We start from the raw sequence: 20,741 nt of genomic DNA, 5'->3' as shown, positions 1-20,741 counted from the left end.
CCGGAAATTGCAGATGCATACGGGCAATTAGCCCACGTTGCGCCGGTCTATTTCGATCACCCTGCCATGCTCCAGACGCAGGAAGCGATTGCAGTAGGTGCGGATTAATTCGTGATCGTGCGAAGCAAAAACGAAAATGCCAACGCTGCTAATGAGGCGAGACATACGTTCCTTTGCTCGCTCCTGAAACTCGGCATCACCTGCGCCGAAGACTTCATCGACGAGCAGAATGTCCGGCCGAGTAGACGTCGCGACTGCGAACATGAGACGCGTCGCCATCCCGGACGAATACATGCGCACGGGCAACTGCAGGAAGTTGCCGAGTTGCGTGAAGCGTTCGATCTCGCTGATTCGCTCTTTCGTTTCCGCGATGCTCATGCCCAGCAGCACGCCCATGCGGGTGATGTTCTCGTAGCCGCTCAGTTCGGGGTCGATGCCCGCGCCCAGTTCAAGCACCGTCGCTGTTCTGCCGCGGCGCCTGACTGCCCCGTGCGTCGGTTTGTACACGCCTGCCATCGTCCGTAGCATCGTGCTCTTGCCCGCCCCGTTGTGTCCGATAAGCCCGACCGCATCGCCCTCGCGGAACTCGAAGCTCACGTCATCGAGCGCGGTCACCACTTGTATGCGTCCAGACTCCGAGTCAAGCCTGCCACCGGTACTGATGCGCACCAGGTTATTCCGAAGCGATTTCGTCCGATTGTTGTGAACCGGATAGCGCACGGTCACTCGGTCAAATTGCAGATGCGTCATCGTTAGATCCAGAACGCAATGCGCGAGTGAACGCGATGGAACAGGATCAGAACCACGCCCCACCCAACGACCGCCATACCGATGCTCGTCCAGACGATGAAGCCCGGCGGGATGGTGCCGAGAAGCGGATAGCGCAGCAGCTCAATAAGATGCGATAGGGGGTTGAACCACAACAAGTGCCCGCTGATCGGCAGAAAGTTCGGCCGATACATCACCGGGCTCAGGAACATGAGTAGCGGCATCACGGCGGCCACTAGATATTCGAGGTCGCGAAAACGCGCGCCGAGAATGCTAAGCAGGAACGTGATCCACGCAAGGTTGGCCGTGACGAGCAACAGGCAAGGTATGAAAAGCAGCGTCGGCCATCCAACGTGCACGTTCATCAGGACCGCGACGACGACGAACACGGGCGCGGTATGAAGCAGGTTGATGAAGTGTTTTGTCACCATCTGCGCGGGATGAATCGATAGCGGCACTTCCATATTCCGGATGATGCCCGCCTGACGATTGAAAGTCGTCGGTGCCTCTGTGATGCAGCCCGAGAGAAACTGCCAGACAATCAGCCCGCTTGTCAGCGCAGGGACGAACGTGGCTCTGTCCAGATGAAAGAGCTCGCTCCAGATGTACCCCAGGCCCGCGGTTCCCAGCAGCGTGCCAAGCGTCAGCCACAAAGGGCCCAAAATAGTTCGCTTGTAGCGGGATCGAACGTCGCTCCATGCCAGGAAAAGAATGACGCGGGCAGCGTTAAGCGTTTGCTGAAGGTCGCTAACGATAGTCGCGGACCGTTGCACGTCTGTTCTAAAAGTGTCAGCGTTGTCGGTGGCTGTCATCTGTTGCAGTTAGCTTCTAACGAATTCAGTTGGCGCTGCAACGCTGAGAGGTCGAGTTCGAAACTTATGCTCGTCTGGCGCGTTTTCAATTTATGACAGTTTCGCAATCGGTGTGCCGCGCTCGAGGCGCCAGATCGAAAAACCTCCCAGTGCTCCGCAGCGGTCAGCGGCGGTCCGGCGATCTCACGCGCCCGTCGGATTCCGATGTAACAAACCCGACGACCTCAGTCGGCGACCAAGCCGCTGACGCGGTTTGCTCGTCGCAGCAATGGGGAAAGAAGAAGCGGCGCGCTCGCCTGCGGGGCCGCGATGACGCGATAGTGCCGCCAGATGACTGAATCTGCCGCTTGCTACAAAAGTGCAGAGCTACGGTTCTCCGTCCAACCTACCTTTGGACCGTCGCTGGAAGGACTTTCACTTCCCAAAGCGACGCGACGGTAGCATGGCGCTGCACGACGCACAATTCGGTTCAGTAAGTGACAACCGGGCCGATAACTGAAGAACGCGAAATTCCGTCGACGCGAGTGATTTTTGACACGTTGTTATAAGCTCTGCGCCACGTCGGGACGCTAACAGAACGACTTTTGCAGCGGTCGCCAGCATATGATGCAGCAAGCGATTTTGAGGAAAGCCTCGTGTATGGAAGCGAGCCGTCCGAAGCGGATGCGCAGTCGGCGGAACATTTGAAGCCACTAAATGGTCCGCTCCACGCCCCAGCGTGTTTTGCGCCGCCCGCTATCATGAGGCTCACCGCGTGGAGCAATTTCGGTTGCAATGCCGGCGGCATGCAGTGGACGTCGATATTTGTCGATCGTAGCCTATGTCGGCTTGAACGACCCCAGGCTTCGATAGTGGTCTGCCACGCTTCCCGTTGATGCGCGGAATAGCCCCTAATCGTTGAAAGAATCAGACGGTAGCGACCGCAGCGCGAGTTCCAAATCCCTCCGCCGCGGCGATGCGCTCGACGAGGCTCAACGCCTGAGCCACCACCTGATCCATGTTGTAGTAGCGGTAGCTTCCGAGCCGACCCGCGAAGATGACTTCCCGATGCGCCTCCGCGAGCGCCTCGTAGCGTTTGAACAACTCCGCGTTCGCTGGCCGCGGGATCGGATAATAAGGGTCGCCTTCGTCGCTCGGGTACTCGTACGTGATGCTGGTTTTTGCGTGCTGTTGGCCCGTCAGATACTTGTACTCCGTGATGCGCGTGTAAGGCTTTTCCTCGGCCGGGTAATTCACCACGGCAAGCGACTGAAAATGCTCCTGATCGAGCGTTTCGTGCCGGAATGCGAGCGAGCGATAAGGCAGTTTCCCGAGACAGTGATCGAAGTATTCGTCGATGGGCCCCGTATAGACGAGCTTGCGATAAGTCACCTCCTCGCGGACCTCTCGATAGTCGGTATTGAGCATGACCTTGATATTCGGATGCGCCAGCATCTTCTGGAACATGCGTGTATAACCTGCGAGCGGCATGCACTGATACTCGTCGTTGAAGTAGCCGTCGTCGGCCGTCGTGCGCACCGGCACGCGTGAAGTCACCGAGCGATCCAGTTCCGACGGGTCCATGCCCCATTGCTTGCGGGTGTATCCGCGAAAGAACTTCTCGTAGAGTTCGCGGCCGATCTTGCTCACCACCACATCTTCAGATGTCCTGATTTCGTCTAGCGGCTCGGCGCGCGCTGCGAGAAACGCCTCCGCCTGCTGCGGCGAAAGGTCGAGCGAATAGAGGCGATTGAGGGTGGTCAGATTGATCGGCACCGGCACAAGCATGCCGTCGACGGACGCGAGCACGCGATGCCGGTACGGTCGCCATGCCGTGAAACGCGATAGATAATCCAGTACGCGACGTGCGTTCGTGTGGAAGATATGCGGCCCGTAACGATGAATCAGAATGCCGTCCGCGTTGTACTCGTCGTAGGCATTGCCTGCAATATGCGGGCGCCGGTCAATGAGCAGAACGCGCTGGCCGTACTCGCTCGCGAGCCTCTCGGCCATCACGCTGCCCGCGAAACCCGCGCCGACGATCAAATAATCGAAGCCCTTGCGTTGCTGTCGGCGCGCATCGGGCTGGGACGGATGACCGCTCGAGCCGGAATTAGAAGATCCGTTTGCTGTCGTCCCTAGGATGCGCATTTTTTCACCTCGGCGAGCATTGCGGCGCACGTGTTGTCCCACGATGTTCCGGCCAGCACCGCTTCGACGCGGCCGATGAATGCTGCGCGGTCCTTTCCGTCCACGAGCGCTCTTTCGATGGCACGCTCGAAGGCGACCGCGTCATCGGCGATGCGGACCACGCCGCTCTTGCAATAGCGCGACACCACATCGGCGATAGGCGTCGATACCACTGGGCGGCCTGCCGCGAGATATTCCGGCGTCTTCGTCGGGCTGATATAGCGCGTAGCCTCGCTGATCGCGAAAGGCATCAGCGCGACGTCCCAGCCGGCGAGATAGCGCGGCAGATCGTCGTAGGACTTCTGGCCAAGATAAGTAATGTTCGGCGCTTGCGGCAGATCAGCGGGCCGGATCTTCGCCACGGGACCGAGCATGACGAACTGCCAGTCCGGCCTCGCAGCGGCGAGCGCGCCGATCAGCGCGGCGTCAAAGCGCTCGTCGAGCACGCCATAGAAGCCGAGACGCGGGCGCGGTATCGGCATCTGGTCATCAGGCTCGGAAAGCGGCCCGCGCGCCTTCTCGAAATGCGCGACATCGACACTGCTCGGAAACGCATGCACGCTATGGTGAAAACGCCGCTTCGACTCATAGAGGCTCTGGCCGCCGGTGAAGACGACATCCGCCTTGCGCATGAGCCGCGTTTCGCGCTCGGTGAGCTGCGGCGGCGCGTTCCTGAACGCCGAAAGCTCGTCCATGCAGTCATACACAATGAGCCTTGCGGCGAGATGATCGGTAAAAGCTAGCATCATCGGCGAGTAGTACCAGAGACCGAGATCCCATGTACGCGTGTCGGACAGATACGCGTCGAGCAGCGCGCGTTGCGCGCGCTCTTCCTCTTCCTGCGTGAAGCCGGAAGGAAGCCACGGCGTCAGCACGCGAATGCCTTCATCCGTAGTCCGAACGTCGAGAAACGGGGCGGCGGTATCTGTTGGTCGAGGCTCTTCGAAGAAGAGCACTTCCGCCTGCGTCGCGATGCGAGAGAGCAAGTGTTGCGGTCGCTGATACACGAAGTTCCAGCGAAGGTGCGAGAGGCACAGGAACGTCTGCGGCAGGCCCGATCGCGCGATGGAGATGCGCGGGCGAACGTGCGTCGACGGACTGTCTGCGGACCCGGCCGCGGTGGCGGCTGGGGGTTCTGACCGGGCTTGAGTCTCGCGCAAGGGAGTGCCTCCGGAAGTAACTGCTGGGCGGAAATCCGCCCGGACTTCATCGATTGCGTCGGTGAGATCCGAAGCTCGGCTGCTTTCGCCTCGCGTTGAAGCCGGGTGACGCTACGCATCGCGCACGCGGCGGCTCACACGCAGAGTCCGGCAAGGCCCTCATGCGCGTGTCGTCGCGCTTGCTGACAAATTTGCGACATAAGCGGCAATCGTTGTTCCAGCGTGAGCGTGCTTGGGGCAAACACTGATCGCGCAGGGCGAGGGCATAGCGAGTGCTGACTGCGTCATGGAAACGCTCTCACGTCGTACTAATTTTTGGGGTGCTCGATATGGATGATCGGCTGGTTCTGTGGGGAGGACTGGAATGCACAATCAACCGAGTGCGCGATATCTTCTTCAGCCAGTTGGACCGTAACGGACATGCGACGCGGGAAGACGATCTTCAGCGTTTCGCCTCGCTGGGCATACGGGCGCTGCGCTATCCGGTGCTGTGGGAAAGAACGGCGCCGTCGAGTATCGACGAAGCCGACTGGTCATGGCTCGATGCGCGCTTGCCGACGCTTCGCGCATTGGGCGTCGAGCCGATAGCGGGCCTCTTGCATCATGGAAGCGGGCCGCTGCCCGGCGGACTGCTCGACCCTCACTTTGCAAGCAGGCTCGCGGAATTCGCACGAGCGGTCGCTGAGCGCTATCCGTGGCTTTCGTACTACACGCCGGTGAACGAGCCGAACACCACCGCGCGATTCAGCGGGCTATACGGTGTCTGGCATCCGCACGGCACCAACGACCGGACGTATCTCGAGGCGCTCATCAATCAATGCAAGGCCACGGTGCACGCGATGCGCGAAGTGCGCAACATCAACCCGCACGCGAAGCTCGTTCAGACCGACGATCTCGGCAAGACGCAAGGCACGCCGGCGATGGCCGGGCTCGTCAACTTTTACAACGAGCGGCGCTGGCTTTCGTGGGATCTGCTCTGCGGCAAGGTGATGCCGGGACATGCGCTGTGGCGATACATCATGGATGCGGGCGTCGCGGAAGAAGATGTCCTGTGGTTCGTCGACAATCCGTGCCCGCCGGATATCGTCGGCATCAACTACTACATCACGAGCGAACGCTGGCTCGATCACCGGACTCATCAGTATCCGCAAGCGTACCGGTGCGAATGGTACGGCCAGCGCCTCGCCGACATTGAAGCGGCGCGCGCCCTCGCGCATCCGCCGCAGGGCATACGGACGGTCATCGACGAAGCGTGGCAGCGGTATCGCTTGCCGCTCGCAGTCACGGAAGCGCATATCGACTCGACGCGTCAGGACCAGTTGCGCTGGCTACATGAGATATGGACCGCCGCGAGCGAAGCACGCGAAGAAGGCGCTGACGTGCGCGCCGTGACGGTGTGGGCGCTGCTCGGCTCGTACGACTGGAACTGCCTCGTCACGGAAGAGCGCGGCTACTACGAATCGGGCGCATTCGACGTGCGCGGACACGAGCCGCGCGAAACGGCTGTCGCCGCGCTCATGCGCGACCTTGCCGCTGGTCGTCCGCACGAACATCCCGTCCTGCGCGGCACGGGGTGGTGGCGCCGTCCGGGGCGCTTTCTCTGCGAGCCGGTCGTGTTCGACGCATTCGGCGCCCTCCGAGAGTCTGAAGCACCCGCGCGCTCTGGCGACCAGACGCACACGCCCGCACCGATACTCGTCGTCGGCGACGGCGCGCTGGCGCAACTCTTCGCCACCCTCTGCGCAGAGCGCGACTTGCGATACGCCACCGTGTCGGCGGACGACTTGCTGGGTAGTGATGCCATCGGCACGTTTGAACCCTGGGCGGTCATTAACGCCATGGATCCGGTGGATGCCGAAGAAGCCGAGCGCGGTACAACTGATCATCTTGGAACGATAGCGAACACGGCAGCCGCGCTTGCCAAGGCGTGCGCCGCACGCGGCATCGAATATCTGGGGTTTTCGTGTGACTTCGTCTTCGACGGACGCGCGACGCACCCTTACGTCGAGACAGACGACGTGAGTCCACTCAATCGCCTGGGCCGTTGCATGACGCAGACCGAGCGTGAAGTGCTGCGGTGCTTTCCGGAGGCGCTCGTCGTTCGAACCGGTCCTGTCTTCGGGCTGTGGACGAGCCCAGACTTTCTGGACCGCGCCTTGCGCGCACTCGCCGACGACCGCTCCTTTGTCGCCGCGAAGGATGTGACCGTCTCGCCGACGTATGCGCCCGACCTCGTGCACGCGTGCCTCGATCTGCTGATTGATCGTGAATCTGGCGTCGTGCATCTGAGCAATCGCGGCGCCTTTACATGCTTCGAATTTGCGGTTCAGGCGGCCAGCCTCGCCGGTCTCGATACGAGCCTCATCGAGGCGCGCAAGGTCGCGTCCATGCATTCGGCCGCGCCGCAGCCACTCTATCGCGCCCTTGCGAGCCAAAGGGCGGCCGTGTTGCCGACACTCGACGATGCGCTTCGCCGCTGCATCGGAGACTGGGCTTCGCTCGTTGGCAACAGCCAAGTTGCGGGTTATGACGTCGATGGAAACGGCAGACAAACCGGCTAGCGGGGAGTAATCCGCTCGGGACGGGTGATTGAAGTGCTGTCACGATTGATACCGGCCCGTTGCTGCTGGCCCCTCGCAGCGCGCGATGCTGCGCCACGACGATTTTCGCAGGCGACGGCCGTGTGGCGCATCCGTCGCATTTGTTCCTCGGCCATCGCTGGATCGACGCGCAAGTTATATCTACTTTACTGGAGACATATCGATGGCGGAGACAATTCTCGCAAGACATCGATCCTAGAAGAGAGGTAGCTGGTAGTGCGAAGGAACTCGGCTTGGAATTCGTTGGACAGCTCTATTCGTTGGTCCTCTCGGCCGAGCATTTTTCTGTTGGTTTGCGACTTGTATCGCTGCATCCTGTTCACGTCTGACGGGCTCAACGATGCAACGTCGGGCCAACCTGTTCGCGCACACCTTCCGCTTTGGGACTATCCGGCGTGTATGGGAGGAGAACTTTCGCGTATATGGCGCACGCAAGGTCTGGCGGCAGCTGTTGCGCGAAGGATTCAAGCTCGCACGGTGTACGGTCGAGCGACTGATGAAGCGGCTCGGGCTGCAGGGCGTGCGGCGCGGCAGATCGATTCGGACCACCGTTAGCGAGCGAAATGCACCCTGTCCTCTTGATCATGTGCAGCGCAATTCAAAGCGTCAAGGCCGGACGAGCTATGGGTGACCGACTTCACTTTCGTGGCCACCTTGCAAGGCTTTACCTACGTTGCCCTCATCATCGATGTGTTCGCGCGACGCATCGTAGGCTGGAGAGTGTCAAATTCAGCGCGTACCAGATGTTTCCGGCCGGTCACCGTTCGAAACAAGGGGCTTTCGGGGAGGTCTGGTGCCGTAGAGCGTTCCGGGCGACCTGACCCGCATTACGATCGACTCAATGTCTTTCCCTGGACCCGTCGGTCGTCTGGAGCTGCCGCGCGGCGAGGTTTCACCACGTCGATACGTGTGACCGAAGAAGGGCCTGACGCCCTGTCACTTTACTGTCTTGTCCAGGTACTCGATGCCGGTGAGATTGCCTATATCGCATCGCAACCGGAGCAAGGCTGTATGAACGAAGAACATAATACTGCTGGCCCTCGCAGCATTGTAGGCGGCGTTGATACGCATAAAGATCTGTATTTCCCGGCTGTCGTTGACGAACATGATCGCCTTCTCGGCAGCGAATCCTTCCCAACCGCGCGGCACGGGTACAAGCAGATGTTGCTTTGGATGCGCTCATTCGGTGAGCTTGTGCGGGTCGGCGTGGAGTGCACCGGGAGCTATGGCGCAGGCTTACTGCGCTACCTAAAGCAGGCCCAAGTTACCGTGCTGGAGGTGACCGCGCCGGATAAAAGCGACCGGCGCAAACGTGGCAAGGACGATACGCTGGATGCCCACAACGCGGCTCATGCTGCCTTCGCCGGTGTGCGTACGGTCACGCCCAAGACGCGCGATGGCATGATTGAATCGCTACGCGTTCTGAAAGTCTGTCGGAAGACGGCCATTTCGGCGCGGCGCGTTGCTTTGCAGTTAATTCACAGTACCATCGTCAGCGCGCCCGATGAGTCACGTGAATCACTACGCGCGATGACACGAATGCAGCTCATCCGAACATTGGCTGCGTGGCGTCCGGATCTGTCCGACTATCGCAACCTGACGTCCGCATGCCGAATTGCGCTGAAGTCACTGGGACGTCGGTATCTGGAGCTGCACGACGAGATTGCCGACCTCGACGTCATGATCGCGACGCTCGTGGACGAACTTGCCCCAGATCTTGTCTCGCGAAATTCGATTGGTTACGAGTCGGCCTCGCAACTATTGTTGACCGCCGGCGACAACTGCGGTCGCCTTCAGTCGGAGGCCAGCTTCGCCGCCCTTTGTGGCGTGAGCCCCGTGCCTGCGTCTTCCGGTAAGGTGACGCGACATTGACTAAATCGAGGCGGCGATCGCGCAGCCAACAGCGCGTTGCACATCATTGCGATCGGTCGCTTGAGAACCGACGCTCGCACGAAGGCTTACGTCGCCAAACGCGTCAGCGAGGGGCATTCAAAGCTTGAGGCGATCCGCTGCCTCAAGCGCTATATCGCGCGGGAGGTCTACTACGTAATCCGGCAACGCAACCGCGAGATCGCGCAGACTCAAATTGCCCCTTGACCTTTAGAAGGGCGTCCGCGGGTCGCAATACGTTTCCATTCGGTACACGGACCGCCTAGCCGAAGCAGGGATCGAACCGTCAGTCGGCAGCGTGGGCGATTCGTACGATAACGCGCTTGCCGAAACGATCAACGGCCTTTACAAGGCGGAAGTCATTCACCGTCGCGGCCCATGGCGCAACGTGCAGGCAGTCGAACTCGCGACGCTCGAATGGGTCGACTGGTTCAACCACCGACGTCTGCTTGAACCTATCGGCAACATCCCACCTTCTGAAGCAGAAGCCCGTTACTATGAGCAATTCGCTGGGCTGCCGATGGCAGCATAACTCCAGTAAAACCGTCTCCGAGATTCCCGGTGCGCTTCAGATTGGAAGATGCCGCCTATCACTTGGCGGCAAGCCGTCAATCAGTTCGCCATTCTGTTCGGCGAGCGTTTCACCGCCGCCATCAGCTGATATTTTTTCTAACCGGCCTCAAGACACAAGATTTCTGACACGTCCGAAATGACCAATGGTCGCCAGCCCTCGGTCGTTTTTTTGCGTCCCGCTCCTTTCTCCAGCACCGCGCGCGCTGGTCTCCACCTGCACTTTTATGACCAGCTTTCCTGTTCACTTCGGCAGGGGCCAACGCCGTGTCCCCCGTGCAGAGGGAGAGAACTGGCAGCGAACGCGTTTAGCCGTGCGCCCGGCAAACCATCACCGAAGAACAAGGCACAGACTGCGAATACGCTAGCGGCGAGCTTTTGGCCGCAGTGGATGCAATGGCGGGCGGAAGGAACCGACAATCGCGGCGACTATCCTGCTTGGGTGTGCACTTGCTCGATCGGGACGATAGGCAGTAGGCTAGCCTTTGATACAGCAAGATAGCATTGCACTACCTATCGACTGGTAGAACGGCGTATGTAGATTGTCAATTACGATGGCCGCCCGGGCGACAACTATCTTGGCCGGTCGACGGGGTTAGTTGTCGCTGCTCAACTCGGCATAGTTGTCGCTCCTTCCGATTCGGGGTGGGGTAATTGACGCCGCCGCGCGCGCTTGTTGTCGTCGGCGCTGCGACGCCGGTAGCTTTCCACGTTCAGCTCGAAGATCGTCGAGTGATGGACCAGTCGGTCGATGGCGGCGACCGTCATTGAGGGATCGGGGAAGACATCATTCCAGCCGGAGAACGCGGCGTTGGCCGTGATGAGAAGGCTTCGACGCTCGTATCTTTCCGCAATCAATTCGAACAGCACGCTCGTTTCGGCCTGGTCCTTTCTGACGTACGACAGGTCATCCAGGATGATCAGATCGAAGTGATCGAGCTTGGCGAGCATCGATGGCAACTGCAGGCTTTGGCGTGCCGCCTGCAGCTTCTGCACGATTTCGCCGGTGCGTGTGAACAGCACTCGGTACCCGGCGTCGATCAGCGCATGACCAATGCCGGAGCCTAAATGGCTCTTCCCGGCACCCGGTGGCCCAAACAGCAGGATCGTGGCGCCTTTCTCGAGCCACGAGTCGCCGCTCGCGAGCGCCATTACATGTGCCTTGGACACCATTGGTACCAAGCCGAAGTCGAAGGCCTCGAGCGTCTTGCTTGGGTCCAAATGCGATTCGACGCGATGCCGCTCGATGCGCCGTTTCGCGCGCTCGGCCAGTTCGTGCTCGAGCAGCGCGCCGAGCAGGCGCGTCGATGGCCAGCCTTCCTTGTCGGAGCGCTGTGTGAACTCGGACCATAGCCGCGCGATCGTCGGCAAGCGCAACTCGGTGAGCATCAGCCCCATACGGGCGGCATCGTAAATTGCGGGCGCGTTCATACCGATGCCTCCTCGCCAAGCAGCGTGTCGTAGAGAGCGGCCGTCGGCATGTCCACAGCCACGTCTGGGCATTGCGCCTGCCGCGGCGCAAATTCATTCTGTAGTTGCTCGAGATCGGGCAGCTCGCCCGCGGCGAGCAACGCCTCGAGCCGCTCAGCAAGAACGGCCTCGACTCCGTGATTCGCGGCCAGTTCCAGTAAGCCGACCATGGTCTTGCAGGCTTCGCGCTGCGTGAGCCGAGCCTCAAGCCGCTCCCACGTCCGGCGGTACGCCTCGCGCGGAAACAAGTCGTCGCGAAACGCCAGCCCCTTGAACGCCTGGGGCTTGCGCTTGAGCGCCTCAATGAAGTGCCGGTAGTCGAGCTTGCGACGGCGGCTATTGGCCGCATGCGAGCCCCGTGCTGTGCTGTGCACGAGTGCGCCGGACAGATAGCAGTCGAGGTGATCGGCATAGACGCGCACCTTCAGACGGTGACCAATCAGGCGCGACGGCGCGCTGTAGAGAATGCCCCGCACGGTGAAGGTGCCACAGCGTGTCACGCGTGCTTCCTCTTCGATGAAGTCGGTCGTGCGATGTGCGGGCAGATCGCGCAACTGTTCGCGCTCAGCGTTAAACGCCGCTGCGTTGCGACGGTTACGGCGCATGACGACGTCGCGAACAAACCCCTCATACGCAGCACGATCGTCGAAGTCGCGATGCCCACGCAGCATCAGCGCCTGGTCGATCGCCTCCTTCAGATGGCGGTGCGAGGATTCCACACTACCGTTCTCATGGGCCACGCCGACGTTATTGCGCGTGCCGGCCATGCCGTAATGCACCAGCAGTGCGTCATAGCGAGCCGTGAAGTCCTCTTCAGTCTGCAAATTCTTGAACGCTGCCGATAGGCTGTCGGTGCGATGCTCATGCGGGCAGCCGCCGGCCTGCCACAGCGCGTTCTGTAGTCCGGTGGAGAGGGCCTCGAAGCTCTCGCCACCTTCGACGACATAGGCGTATTCCCAGTGCGAGAACGCGAGCACGAAGTGATAGAGCCGGTGATCGAGGGGCGCGCCGGCGACCGTCACGCGCAAATCGCGCATGTCGGTAAAGTCCGAGAGCCCCTGCACGCCGGGCAAGTGCTGCTGCGGGAAGAAGATCTCCTTGCCAGGGCCCTCGAGTGCGCGCCATTGGCTGACGCGCCGCTCGAGCGTACGCCGCATGCTGTCAGGGAAGAGGCCCGGATGCGCCTCCTGCAGCTTGCACAGCAACGTGATGGCCTTGAGCCGGGGCGCGTGGCGCAGCAATGGCACGACCTCGCTCTCCCAGACCTCCGCGAACGGATCGTGACGTGTACGCCACGCGCGCGATGACTTCTGCGACGGCAGCCGGCCGTCATGCTCGATGCGCCGGGCCGTGCGAACGCTCATGCCCGCCATTGCCGCGGCGACTTCCTGAGTGTGATGTTTGCGCTTGCTCATATAGAGTCGGACCTGCTGGTCCGTTACGTAGGTTCCAGGCATGACTGTTCGCTTCTTGTTCGACGCGATCAGCCATCGTAAAACCCCGCTACTCCGGCGCCGCCGGTAGTTCGTCGTCTCCGGCGGCTACGCCGCCTTCGACTCCTCACCACCGGCCAAGGTAACTGTCAAAGGACCGGCCAAGATAATTGTCGTTCTCTAATGGGCGGATCGGCTGTTGCCGCTTGTCACGCACGTGCTTCAGGCCGATGGCTTCAACTACTTTGTCGGTACGGTGCCGTGCTTGAGTGCGCTTTTCACTGCCGGCCGCTTCGAGGAGCTTGTTGAGCTCGCCCAGCGTGATCGGCTGAAGTCCTGGTGGTATCGACGCTGGGCCGTTGACGCGCTGGTTTCGCTCGGACGTCCGGGCGATGCCCTTCGTCTTGCTGAAGCGAGTCGAGGGTTGAACGCGCCCGAGCACGCGATCGCGCGAGCGTGCGAGACGATTCTTCTCGGGTGCGGGATGAGAAACGAAGCGTACGAGCGCTACGCCATTTCCGCGAATCGTGCAGGCACGTACCTCGCAACGTTCCGGGGCATCGCCAAAAAATATCCTGAAAGACCGCAAGAAACGATCTTGTCCGACTTGATTCACAGCGAGCCCGGCTCGGAAGGCAAGTGGTTCGCCGCAGCAAAAGACGCCGGCCTCTTCGATCAAGCGGTCGCGCTGTCCAGGCAGAGCGCCACCGATCCGAAAACGCTCATTCGCGCGGCGCGAGATTACGAGACGACGCAGCCGCAGTTCGCGATGGAGTGTGCTGTCTCCGCGCTGCATTGGATGGAGGCCGGCTACGGCTACGAAATCTCGGCGACTGATGTCATCGATGCGTACGATGCCCTCGTTGCCGCGGCGCTCGTCGGTCGTGTGCCGAAGTCCGCGGTGGACGACTGTGTGCGAAGCCTGATGCGCAATGCGAATTCGCTGGTGGGGCGAGCGTTGCACACACGCATGGAAGCCGTCCGGCGCTAGAAAAGAAGGAAAGAGAAGGGTATCGGCTGATGCAGCCCCTTGGACGTCGCGCACTTCTGTGCGTGAATCCGGCACGGTCCGATCGTTCGCAGCCAGGGCCCAAGCCCGGCCGGCTGCGCGCCCGCATGTTTCCTTGACATCCCGAGAATCTCAATACGCTGGTCTCAACCGATCAGGAGATGCACAGCGTATGAAGACAACCGCAGTCGACCGAAAACATCACGTCCCCGGTACGTCGCCCGGCGTGCTCAAGCGGACCTCCCTGGAAGCTGATCGCGAACTCGCTCATATACGGCAAGTGGTGACGGCAGCGCGTGCGACATCAGCTCCGTTGCCAATAAGCGTTCGTTACTGGAGGGCACGCCTGCATGAGCTGCGCATCGCCTACGCATTGCTTCCCGTCCAACTTGCCCGGCTGTCTGCGCTTGAGCGTGAGGTCGAACAGCTCGCCCAGAAACAGGTCGACGTCGGAGCGAGCGACGGGCGCCGCGCGGCGTAGATTCGCCGCGTCCATTGAGTTACTAGAAAGGTCGATATGTAGTGCTTATGAGTCTGGCCGATGGACTGCCGAATGGAACTGGCTCCGACGAAGCTAGTCGCCAGTGGCAAGCCACCGCCATTAAGCTCATGCGTGTTAATACGACTTATCAGCATGAAATGTGTTTGGCGGCGCTGAGTTGGTCTGCTTGCGTCGTTCCGCGGGGCATTGGCAACATATCTGGCGTTCCTCTGCCCGCTCGGGCCTTGCGGAAGCGAACCGAGGGTATCGAGTGCTAGACAGACGGATCGCGTCGGCGCGACAGGCGCTACCGCCCGTCGTCCGTGCCGGTCGGCGAAGCGTAAGCGGTCGTTAAAAGACGCCCTTCCATCGAGGGCAGAGGGTCAGAAGCTAGGTGTCCACGTGGACACCTGCACAATGGCACTGAGGACAGAGAACAAGGACCTGAAGAGCCGTCTGGTGATTGGCGAGAAACGCGACGGCCGACGCGTATGACAAAGGCACACACGACGAGCTGGTCATGATGTCCTGAAGCCCGGCGTGTCGATCGCGCGTACGGCCATGGAACATGACGTGAATCCGAATCAGCTTCGCAAGTGGATCACTCGTTACCGTCAGCAGCGAATGGCGCAGGCTCAGCAGACATGACCATCAGGGGGCGCGGGTGGTGTGCTGATCGATACTCCGACACCGGTACGCCCGAGCGCTTGGCCGACACGGGAACAAACGGCTCCGGCTCGAGCGGCAAGGGTAGCTCTGGCGACTCGGGAACAACCGGCAGCGGTTCGACGGGCTCCGGCAACAGTGGATCGACAACATCGCCGACATCGGGCGCGGGCGACACAGCTTCGTCCGGCGCCCCTGGAAACGGCGCAGACGGCAGCGGTGGGGCACCAGCGAGCGATGGCGGCGCGAGTGGCTCTGGCGCAGACAGCACGCCGGTGGTTCCTTCGGCGCCGGTGGGATCTTACCGCCAAAATCCGCGCTTACCGCACCCGTGCAAGCAATTCCACTGATGTCATCACCGCGGCATACTTTTGCGCCATGTCGAATAGGTTCGCTTCGTGCGGCGCGATTGCGCGGTCACCCACGCAATCCGACAGCACGACAGGGCGGAAGCCGAACTGCATCGCATCGACGACGCTCGCGCGAACGCAACCGCTCGTGACGCATCCGGCGACGACGAGCGTCTGCACGCCGCGCATCGAAAGCCACGCCGCCAGCGATGTGCCGAAGAACGCCGACGGCACGTTCTTGCGCACGACCAGTTCGCCATGCTCCGGCGTCAGTTGCGGCACGATCGCGCTCGCGGGCGAATGCTCCTTGAGCGTCAGCATGCCCGGTACTTTCAGCGAGAAGACATTGGCGTCGGAGTCATCGTCTGCGTAGACGATGCGGCTGTGCGCCACTGGCCATTTCATCTCGCGCGCGGCCTTCAGCAGCGGCACGGTCGTATCGATGGCAGCGGGAATATTGCCGCCGCCGAATACCGCCGGATCGGCGAAGCCATTCACGAAGTCGATGATCAACAACCCGATCTTCCCTTCGATGTCCAAGGTCTGGCCGAAGCCTTGCCGCTCATAAACAGCGTCGCTCATTGATGTTCCCCGATGGTCTTGCCGTCGCGCACCACGTCCACGCCATCCAGCGAGACCGTGCAGCGCCGCAACGGAATGTCGATGTGGCAAGCGGTCGTACGCTTGCCGCCGCCTTCGTTGTTCGGTCCGAGCGAGAACAGGAAGTTGCCGTCGTAAGCACGCGCGTCCATGCCGATGGTCGCTTCGCGATCGTAGAGGCCGAGCGTGGACCAGTGCGCGCGCTTCTGCAAACCCCAGCCGATGTGCGAGATTGCGTACGCTTCGGGGTCGTCGAAGGTCGCCATGTATTCGCGCAGCAAGTCGGCATCCACGCCGCCTTCGATCTTGCGCGCATAACCCGCTTCGACCGTCAGCACGATCGGCTCCGTGCAATAGCTCTTCTGCGGCAGCAGAATGTCGCCACGGTCGATCACGATGCGCCCGTTCGCGCCGCCTTCGTTCGGGAACGTCAGCGCGAAACCGCTCGGCCAATGGTCCCAGCGGCCGGGTTCATCGACAAAACCGTATTCGGCGATGGCGGGGAACTCGCCTATCGGGCACGTCAGATCCGTGCCGGCTTTCGATGTGACGCGCATCTCGCGCGCTTCTTCGATGCGCCTCGCCGCCTGCAACACGCGCGTACGGTCGTCGCGTGTCGGCGTCATGCGCACGAGCACTTCGGGCGGCTCGACGGCCAGCAGAATCTTCGTCCCCGATGCGAGGATGTCATGCTGCTCCGGCGAGAACAGCAAGGTCATCAGATCGAGCACGAGATCGCTTGCCTTCAATGCTGCAGTGGCGGCGCGATTGCCGGTCAAGGGCGTTTCGCCGAGATAGGCGAGGGCATCGCGCGACAAGGCTTTTTCGCCGTTCACGGGCGGCAAGTCCAGGCGGTTGACGACAGCGCCCATGGATTGCGTCGCGATGAGCGCGCAGGCGAGCGTTTGCGGGTGCGTCGCCGCACCGGTGAGGATGGTCACCGTCTGCCCCGCTTCGAGCCGCGACAGCGTGAGCACTTCCTTCCAGGCTTCGACGAGTTGATAGTCGCTGATTGGCATGATGAATGTGCCTCTTTTAAAGCGTTGCGCCGAAGAATGCGCCGCACGCGCGATAGAAACCTGCTTCGTCGTCCCAAGGAATCATGTGGCCTGCGTCCGGCACCTTGACGACTTCGAGTTGCGGTATCAGATCGCGTATCTCGGCAATGTCTTCGTCGCGGATCACGTCGCCGCGGCCTGCCGTCATCAGTAAGGCGGGCTGCTTCACGTGCGGCATGTCGGCGTGAACGTCATCTGTATGGAAGCCTTCGAAGCTCGTGCGGATCGCGCGGTCGTCGCAAGTGTGCAGCCATTCGGCGCGCAGTTGCAGTTGCGCATCCGTCCATGTCGGGCAGAAGCGGCGCATGCCTTCCCGGTCGATGCCGATGCGTGCCAGCGCCATCGAATCCACATACCACGGCAGTTGCGATGGATACGCGCGCCGGCCCGGGCCTGAGACCGGCGGATCGATCATCGCGATGCGTGCAATGCGCTCGCTGTTCATGCGCGCCGCACGCACCGCAATGCGTCCGCCCATCGAATGGCCGAGGATGCTGGCGTGTTTGAAGTTCATCGCATCGAGAAAGGCGAGCAGGTCGGCGGCTTGCGCATCGAGGCTGTAATCCAGCGTATCCGATGCGCTCGACAAGCCGCGTCCGCGTACGTCGAGAATGTACGTATCGAACTGCTCGCCGAAGCGTTCGCCGACGAAGCCCCACGTGATCGCGGGACTCGTGATGCCCGGCACGATCACGACGGGATCGCGTGCTTCTTTCGCGCCGCCGTATCGGAGATAGTGCTGGCGGATATCGTTCGCCTGAACGTTGCCGCCGTAAAGGTAGGTGGACATATCAGTACGCGCCCGACAGCAGAGCACCCGCGCCCGGCACTACGCGCTTCAGGCCCAGTTGCTTCAGGATGGCGTATGTCGTCGCAATTGCCGCCGTCACGACGGGCTTGCCCGTCATCGCTTCAACTTGCGCGACGGCGGGTAGCGACGGCATCTGCACGCAAGCGGAGAGCACGATCGCATCGACGCCATCGAGCTTCAGATCCTTGACGATGTTCGGCAGACGAGCCGGATCATGCCGCCCGACTTCGAGATTGTCTGGAATCTCCAGCGCGATGTAATCGACTACTTCGAAGCCTTCATGCCGGATGTAATCGACCACGAGTTCCGTCAGCGGCTTCATATACGGCGCAACGATGGCAACACGCTTCGCGCCAATGGTCTTCAATCCTTCGATCAACGCGCCCGCGCTGGTGATGACCGGCGCATCCGCACCATTCGCCGCGGTATGCGCCTGCAAGCGCTCCTGCGATACGCGATGGTAGCCGCGCCCCATCGCCATGATCGCGACGAGACACGCGTAACCGAGCACATCGACGCGTGCATCGGATAGCTCGACGGCGCAGCGGTCGGACTCGCCATCCATTTGCGCGAGTTCCTCTTTCACGACCTTTTTCATGCGCATGCGGCTGGAATGGAACGTGAAGCGCTCCGGCTCGATGCCTTGACGCGCCATCAGCATGGCAGGAATTTCGGTTTCCATCGTCGTGTTCGAACTCGGAACGATCTGGCCGATGCGGTATGTCTTCGATGTCATGTTTTCCAGTCCCTCTTATGTCAGGCTGCGGCCAGTGCACGCGGTGCGAAGTCGGTCGCGTTGTACGCATAGACCCAGTTCGCCTGAATGCCCGACGCCTGCGGATTCAGATACGACTTGAACTTGTAGATGAGATCGCGCTTGCGCTGCGCGAACGCGCTCGGCAAGTGATACGTCTTGCCACGCTCGCGCGATTCGAGCTGCACGCGGGTCGTGCGCGGCAGGCGTTCGGCTTCGTAATCGCGCAATGCGCTCGCGATATCCTTGCCATGCGCGCCCAGCGATTTCGCCAGCACGTATCCATCTTCGATAGCCATGGCCGCGCCTTGCGAGAGGAACGGAAGCATGGGATGGCAGGCATCGCCCAACAAGGTGATGTTGCCGCGCGACCACGTTTGCATGGGGTCGCGGTCGAACAAGCCCCACTTGTAGACGGAGTCCGCGCGCTCGAAGAGACGCTGCAAGTTCGGATGCCAGCCTTCGAACGTGGCGAGCAGTTCTTCGCGGCTGCTCTTCGCATTCCACGATTCCTCGACCCAGTTCTCCGTTTCGGCCACGGCGACGATATTCACGGCCTGACCGCATCGCACGTAATAGGTGACGACGTGCGCATGCGGCCCGAGCCAGAATGACGAGTCGGGGCTGACGAAATCGGGCATCGAATCGAAGGGGACGACGGCGCGAAAGCACATGTTGCCGGTGAAGCGCGGCGCTTCTTCGCCGAACAGCTTCGAGCGCACGACGGAACGCACGCCGTCCGCGCCGACGATCAGGTCCGCTTCGAATTTACTCCCGTCTTCGAACACGGCGACGGCCTTGTCGGCTTCCTGGCGCACATCGATGCAACTCGTGGAAAGACGCGCGGCATCCGCCGGCACGAGCGAGGTCAGGATGCGATGCAGGTCCGCGCGATGCACGTGGAAGAACGGCGCGCCGTAGATGTCCTCGCACACGCCTGCGAGCGGCGTGCGGAAGTTTTCGCGCGCCGTTTCCCAGTTGCGTCCGACGATGGCTTGCGGCACGAACGCGACGTCCGTGAGTTCACGGCCGAGGCCGAGCGCACGCAGCACCTTGACCGCGTTCGGCGTCATCTGAATGCCTGCGCCGACATCGCCGAATGCGTTCGCACGCTCGAAAACCCTGACCTCGATACCTTGTTGCGCGAGCGCGCCCGTCAGCGCCACACCGCCGATTCCGCCGCCGATCACGCCGACGCGAAGTGTTCTGCTCATGATGTCTCGTCCTCTCGATGGATCAGTGATCATGAAACCGATATTATATGGCCGTATAAATAAATGCAACGGCAAAAAGATGGGGGCAGCGATAGGATGGAAGCGAGCGAAAGCCCCGTAAAATAGGGCGGTTCCATCGCTTCGCTCTCAGGTGCATGAAAAAAGACGACAACCATCACGTTCGAGCACACGGTGCGTCGGGTACGCGCAAGCGGCTCGGCCGTCCGACCGGCAACATCAATCAGCGCGAGAACATTCTCGATGCCGCCGAGGTCGATTTTTCGCAGCGCGGCTATGCGGGCACATCGCTCAAGGAAGTCGCGGCGTCCTGCGATGTCACGCAGGCGCTCATCACGTATTACTTCGGTACGAAGCAGCAGTTGTTCGAGCAGGTGTTTCTGCGCCGCGCCACGCTGATTTCCGAGGAGCGTGTGCAGCGTTTGAACGAACTGACGGAAAGCGGCCAGCCCGCGAGCGTGCGCGATATCGTGCGGGCGTTTCTCTTGCCGCTCGTTGCGTTGCGCAAGTCGGAGGGCGGGCGTGCGTTCATCCGCTTGCAGGCGCGGCTGCATACCGAGCCGCCCGAGATCTCCTACAGCCTGCGCAGCACCGCATACGGCGATTCGACCGATCTATTCGTCGAAGCCTTTCGCGCCGCCTTGCCGGACTTGCCCGCGAAAGACCTCTACTGGCGTGTGACGGCCATGATCGGCGCCTATCTGTATGCGTTCTCGGATACGCATCGAATCGATGTGCTCTCGAAGAACACATGCGATCCGATGGACGCTCACGAAACGCTGGAGCAGTTGACGAGCTTCATCGTCGGGGGACTCGAAGCCGAAGCCAGCGCGGCGGCGGCGAAGCCTGCCCGCGCGAAGAAGGCTGTCGCAGCGAAGAAGGCTGCCAAAACCGCACGCGCCGCGTAG

At 61.3% G+C, this 20,741-nt stretch carries 16 protein-coding genes and 4 pseudogenes; 8 read left to right on the top strand and 12 right to left on the bottom strand.

The window, feature by feature from the left end; all coding sequences use genetic code 11:
* Positions 1–27 precede the first annotated feature (27 nt).
* The 5 genes and pseudogenes from LDZ21_RS30200 to LDZ21_RS30180 form a co-directional block, all read right to left on the bottom strand.
* Positions 28–615, bottom strand: a complete 588-nt coding sequence (locus LDZ21_RS30200; protein WP_280519455.1) for an ABC transporter ATP-binding protein — start codon at positions 613–615, stop codon at positions 28–30.
* Between the two features lie 137 nt (positions 616–752).
* Complete coding sequence (locus tag LDZ21_RS30195) at positions 753–1,580, bottom strand: ABC transporter permease (RefSeq protein WP_244797836.1); 828 nt, start codon at positions 1,578–1,580, stop codon at positions 753–755.
* Positions 1,581–2,149: 569 nt separating this feature from the next.
* Positions 2,150–2,468, bottom strand: a pseudogene (locus LDZ21_RS30190) (transposase family protein); the annotation flags it as partial.
* Between the two features lie 18 nt (positions 2,469–2,486).
* The gene (gene glf / locus LDZ21_RS30185) at positions 2,487–3,710 is read right to left on the bottom strand and encodes a UDP-galactopyranose mutase (protein WP_309775621.1); all 1,224 of its coding nucleotides are present in this window, start codon (positions 3,708–3,710) and stop codon (positions 2,487–2,489) included.
* Positions 3,698–4,822, bottom strand: a complete 1,125-nt coding sequence (locus LDZ21_RS30180) for a glycosyltransferase family 1 protein (protein ID WP_425306871.1) — start codon at positions 4,820–4,822, stop codon at positions 3,698–3,700. Before LDZ21_RS30180 ends, glf begins: the two co-directional genes overlap by 13 nt.
* A 467-nt stretch (positions 4,823–5,289) precedes the next feature.
* On the opposite strand from LDZ21_RS30180, the gene LDZ21_RS30175 reads away from it, so the two are divergent.
* The 4 genes and pseudogenes from LDZ21_RS30175 to LDZ21_RS30160 all read left to right on the top strand — a co-directional run.
* Complete coding sequence (locus tag LDZ21_RS30175; protein WP_244797834.1) at positions 5,290–7,470, top strand: SDR family oxidoreductase; 2,181 nt, start codon at positions 5,290–5,292, stop codon at positions 7,468–7,470.
* 427 nt (positions 7,471–7,897) lie between these two features.
* Positions 7,898–8,250: pseudogene (locus tag LDZ21_RS30170) on the top strand (IS3 family transposase); the annotation flags it as partial.
* 270 nt (positions 8,251–8,520) lie between these two features.
* Positions 8,521–9,606, top strand: a pseudogene (locus LDZ21_RS30165) (IS110 family RNA-guided transposase).
* 16 nt (positions 9,607–9,622) lie between these two features.
* A pseudogene (locus LDZ21_RS30160) lies at positions 9,623–9,931 on the top strand (integrase core domain-containing protein); the annotation flags it as partial.
* Positions 9,932–10,578: 647 nt separating this feature from the next.
* On the opposite strand, the gene istB reads toward LDZ21_RS30160, so the two are convergent.
* Positions 10,579–11,400: an IS21-like element helper ATPase IstB gene (gene istB, locus LDZ21_RS30155; RefSeq protein WP_035508514.1), complete on the bottom strand. Its 822-nt coding sequence runs from the start codon at positions 11,398–11,400 to the stop codon at positions 10,579–10,581.
* Entirely contained in the window at positions 11,397–12,896 is a 1,500-nt protein-coding gene (istA, locus tag LDZ21_RS30150) for an IS21 family transposase (RefSeq protein WP_244797068.1), read from the bottom strand. The genes istB and istA overlap by 4 nt, the downstream gene beginning before the upstream one ends.
* A gap of 175 nt (positions 12,897–13,071) precedes the next feature.
* On the opposite strand from istA, the gene LDZ21_RS30145 reads away from it, so the two are divergent.
* From LDZ21_RS30145 to LDZ21_RS31515, 3 genes are all read left to right on the top strand, one after another.
* Positions 13,072–13,863, top strand: a complete 792-nt coding sequence (locus LDZ21_RS30145) for a hypothetical protein (RefSeq protein ID WP_244797833.1) — start codon at positions 13,072–13,074, stop codon at positions 13,861–13,863.
* Between the two features lie 190 nt (positions 13,864–14,053).
* Entirely contained in the window at positions 14,054–14,362 is a 309-nt protein-coding gene (locus LDZ21_RS30140) for a hypothetical protein (RefSeq protein WP_244797832.1), read from the top strand.
* A 528-nt stretch (positions 14,363–14,890) separates the two neighbouring features.
* Entirely contained in the window at positions 14,891–15,010 is a 120-nt protein-coding gene (locus tag LDZ21_RS31515; protein WP_404980722.1) for a transposase, read from the top strand.
* A 338-nt stretch (positions 15,011–15,348) separates the two neighbouring features.
* On the opposite strand, the gene LDZ21_RS30135 is transcribed toward LDZ21_RS31515, so the two are convergent.
* From LDZ21_RS30135 to LDZ21_RS30115, 5 genes are read right to left on the bottom strand one after another with little or no spacing between them, the layout of a single operon-like run.
* A complete protein-coding gene (locus LDZ21_RS30135; RefSeq protein ID WP_244797831.1) occupies positions 15,349–15,960 on the bottom strand; it encodes an N-carbamoylsarcosine amidohydrolase in 612 nt (203 codons plus the stop codon).
* Entirely contained in the window at positions 15,957–16,997 is a 1,041-nt protein-coding gene (locus LDZ21_RS30130; protein ID WP_244797830.1) for a 2,5-dihydroxypyridine 5,6-dioxygenase NicX family protein, read from the bottom strand. Before LDZ21_RS30130 ends, LDZ21_RS30135 begins: the two co-directional genes overlap by 4 nt.
* A 16-nt stretch (positions 16,998–17,013) precedes the next feature.
* The gene (locus LDZ21_RS30125; protein WP_244797829.1) at positions 17,014–17,826 is read right to left on the bottom strand and encodes an alpha/beta fold hydrolase; all 813 of its coding nucleotides are present in this window, start codon (positions 17,824–17,826) and stop codon (positions 17,014–17,016) included.
* Between the two features lies 1 nt (position 17,827).
* Positions 17,828–18,583 (bottom strand): maleate cis-trans isomerase family protein, encoded by a 756-nt coding sequence (locus LDZ21_RS30120; RefSeq protein WP_280519454.1) that lies wholly within the window; start codon positions 18,581–18,583, stop codon positions 17,828–17,830.
* Between the two features lie 20 nt (positions 18,584–18,603).
* Positions 18,604–19,815, bottom strand: a complete 1,212-nt coding sequence (locus LDZ21_RS30115) for an FAD-dependent monooxygenase (protein WP_244797828.1) — start codon at positions 19,813–19,815, stop codon at positions 18,604–18,606.
* A 155-nt stretch (positions 19,816–19,970) separates the two neighbouring features.
* On the opposite strand from LDZ21_RS30115, the gene LDZ21_RS30110 reads away from it, so the two are divergent.
* Positions 19,971–20,741 (top strand): TetR/AcrR family transcriptional regulator, encoded by a 771-nt coding sequence (locus LDZ21_RS30110; RefSeq protein ID WP_244797827.1) that lies wholly within the window; start codon positions 19,971–19,973, stop codon positions 20,739–20,741.

The sequence above is a fragment of the Caballeronia grimmiae genome, from assembly GCF_022879615.1.
In the GTDB taxonomy this organism is placed as follows: Bacteria; Pseudomonadota; Gammaproteobacteria; order Burkholderiales; family Burkholderiaceae; genus Caballeronia; species Caballeronia grimmiae.
This window is presented reverse-complemented; position numbering and strand designations above follow the sequence as displayed.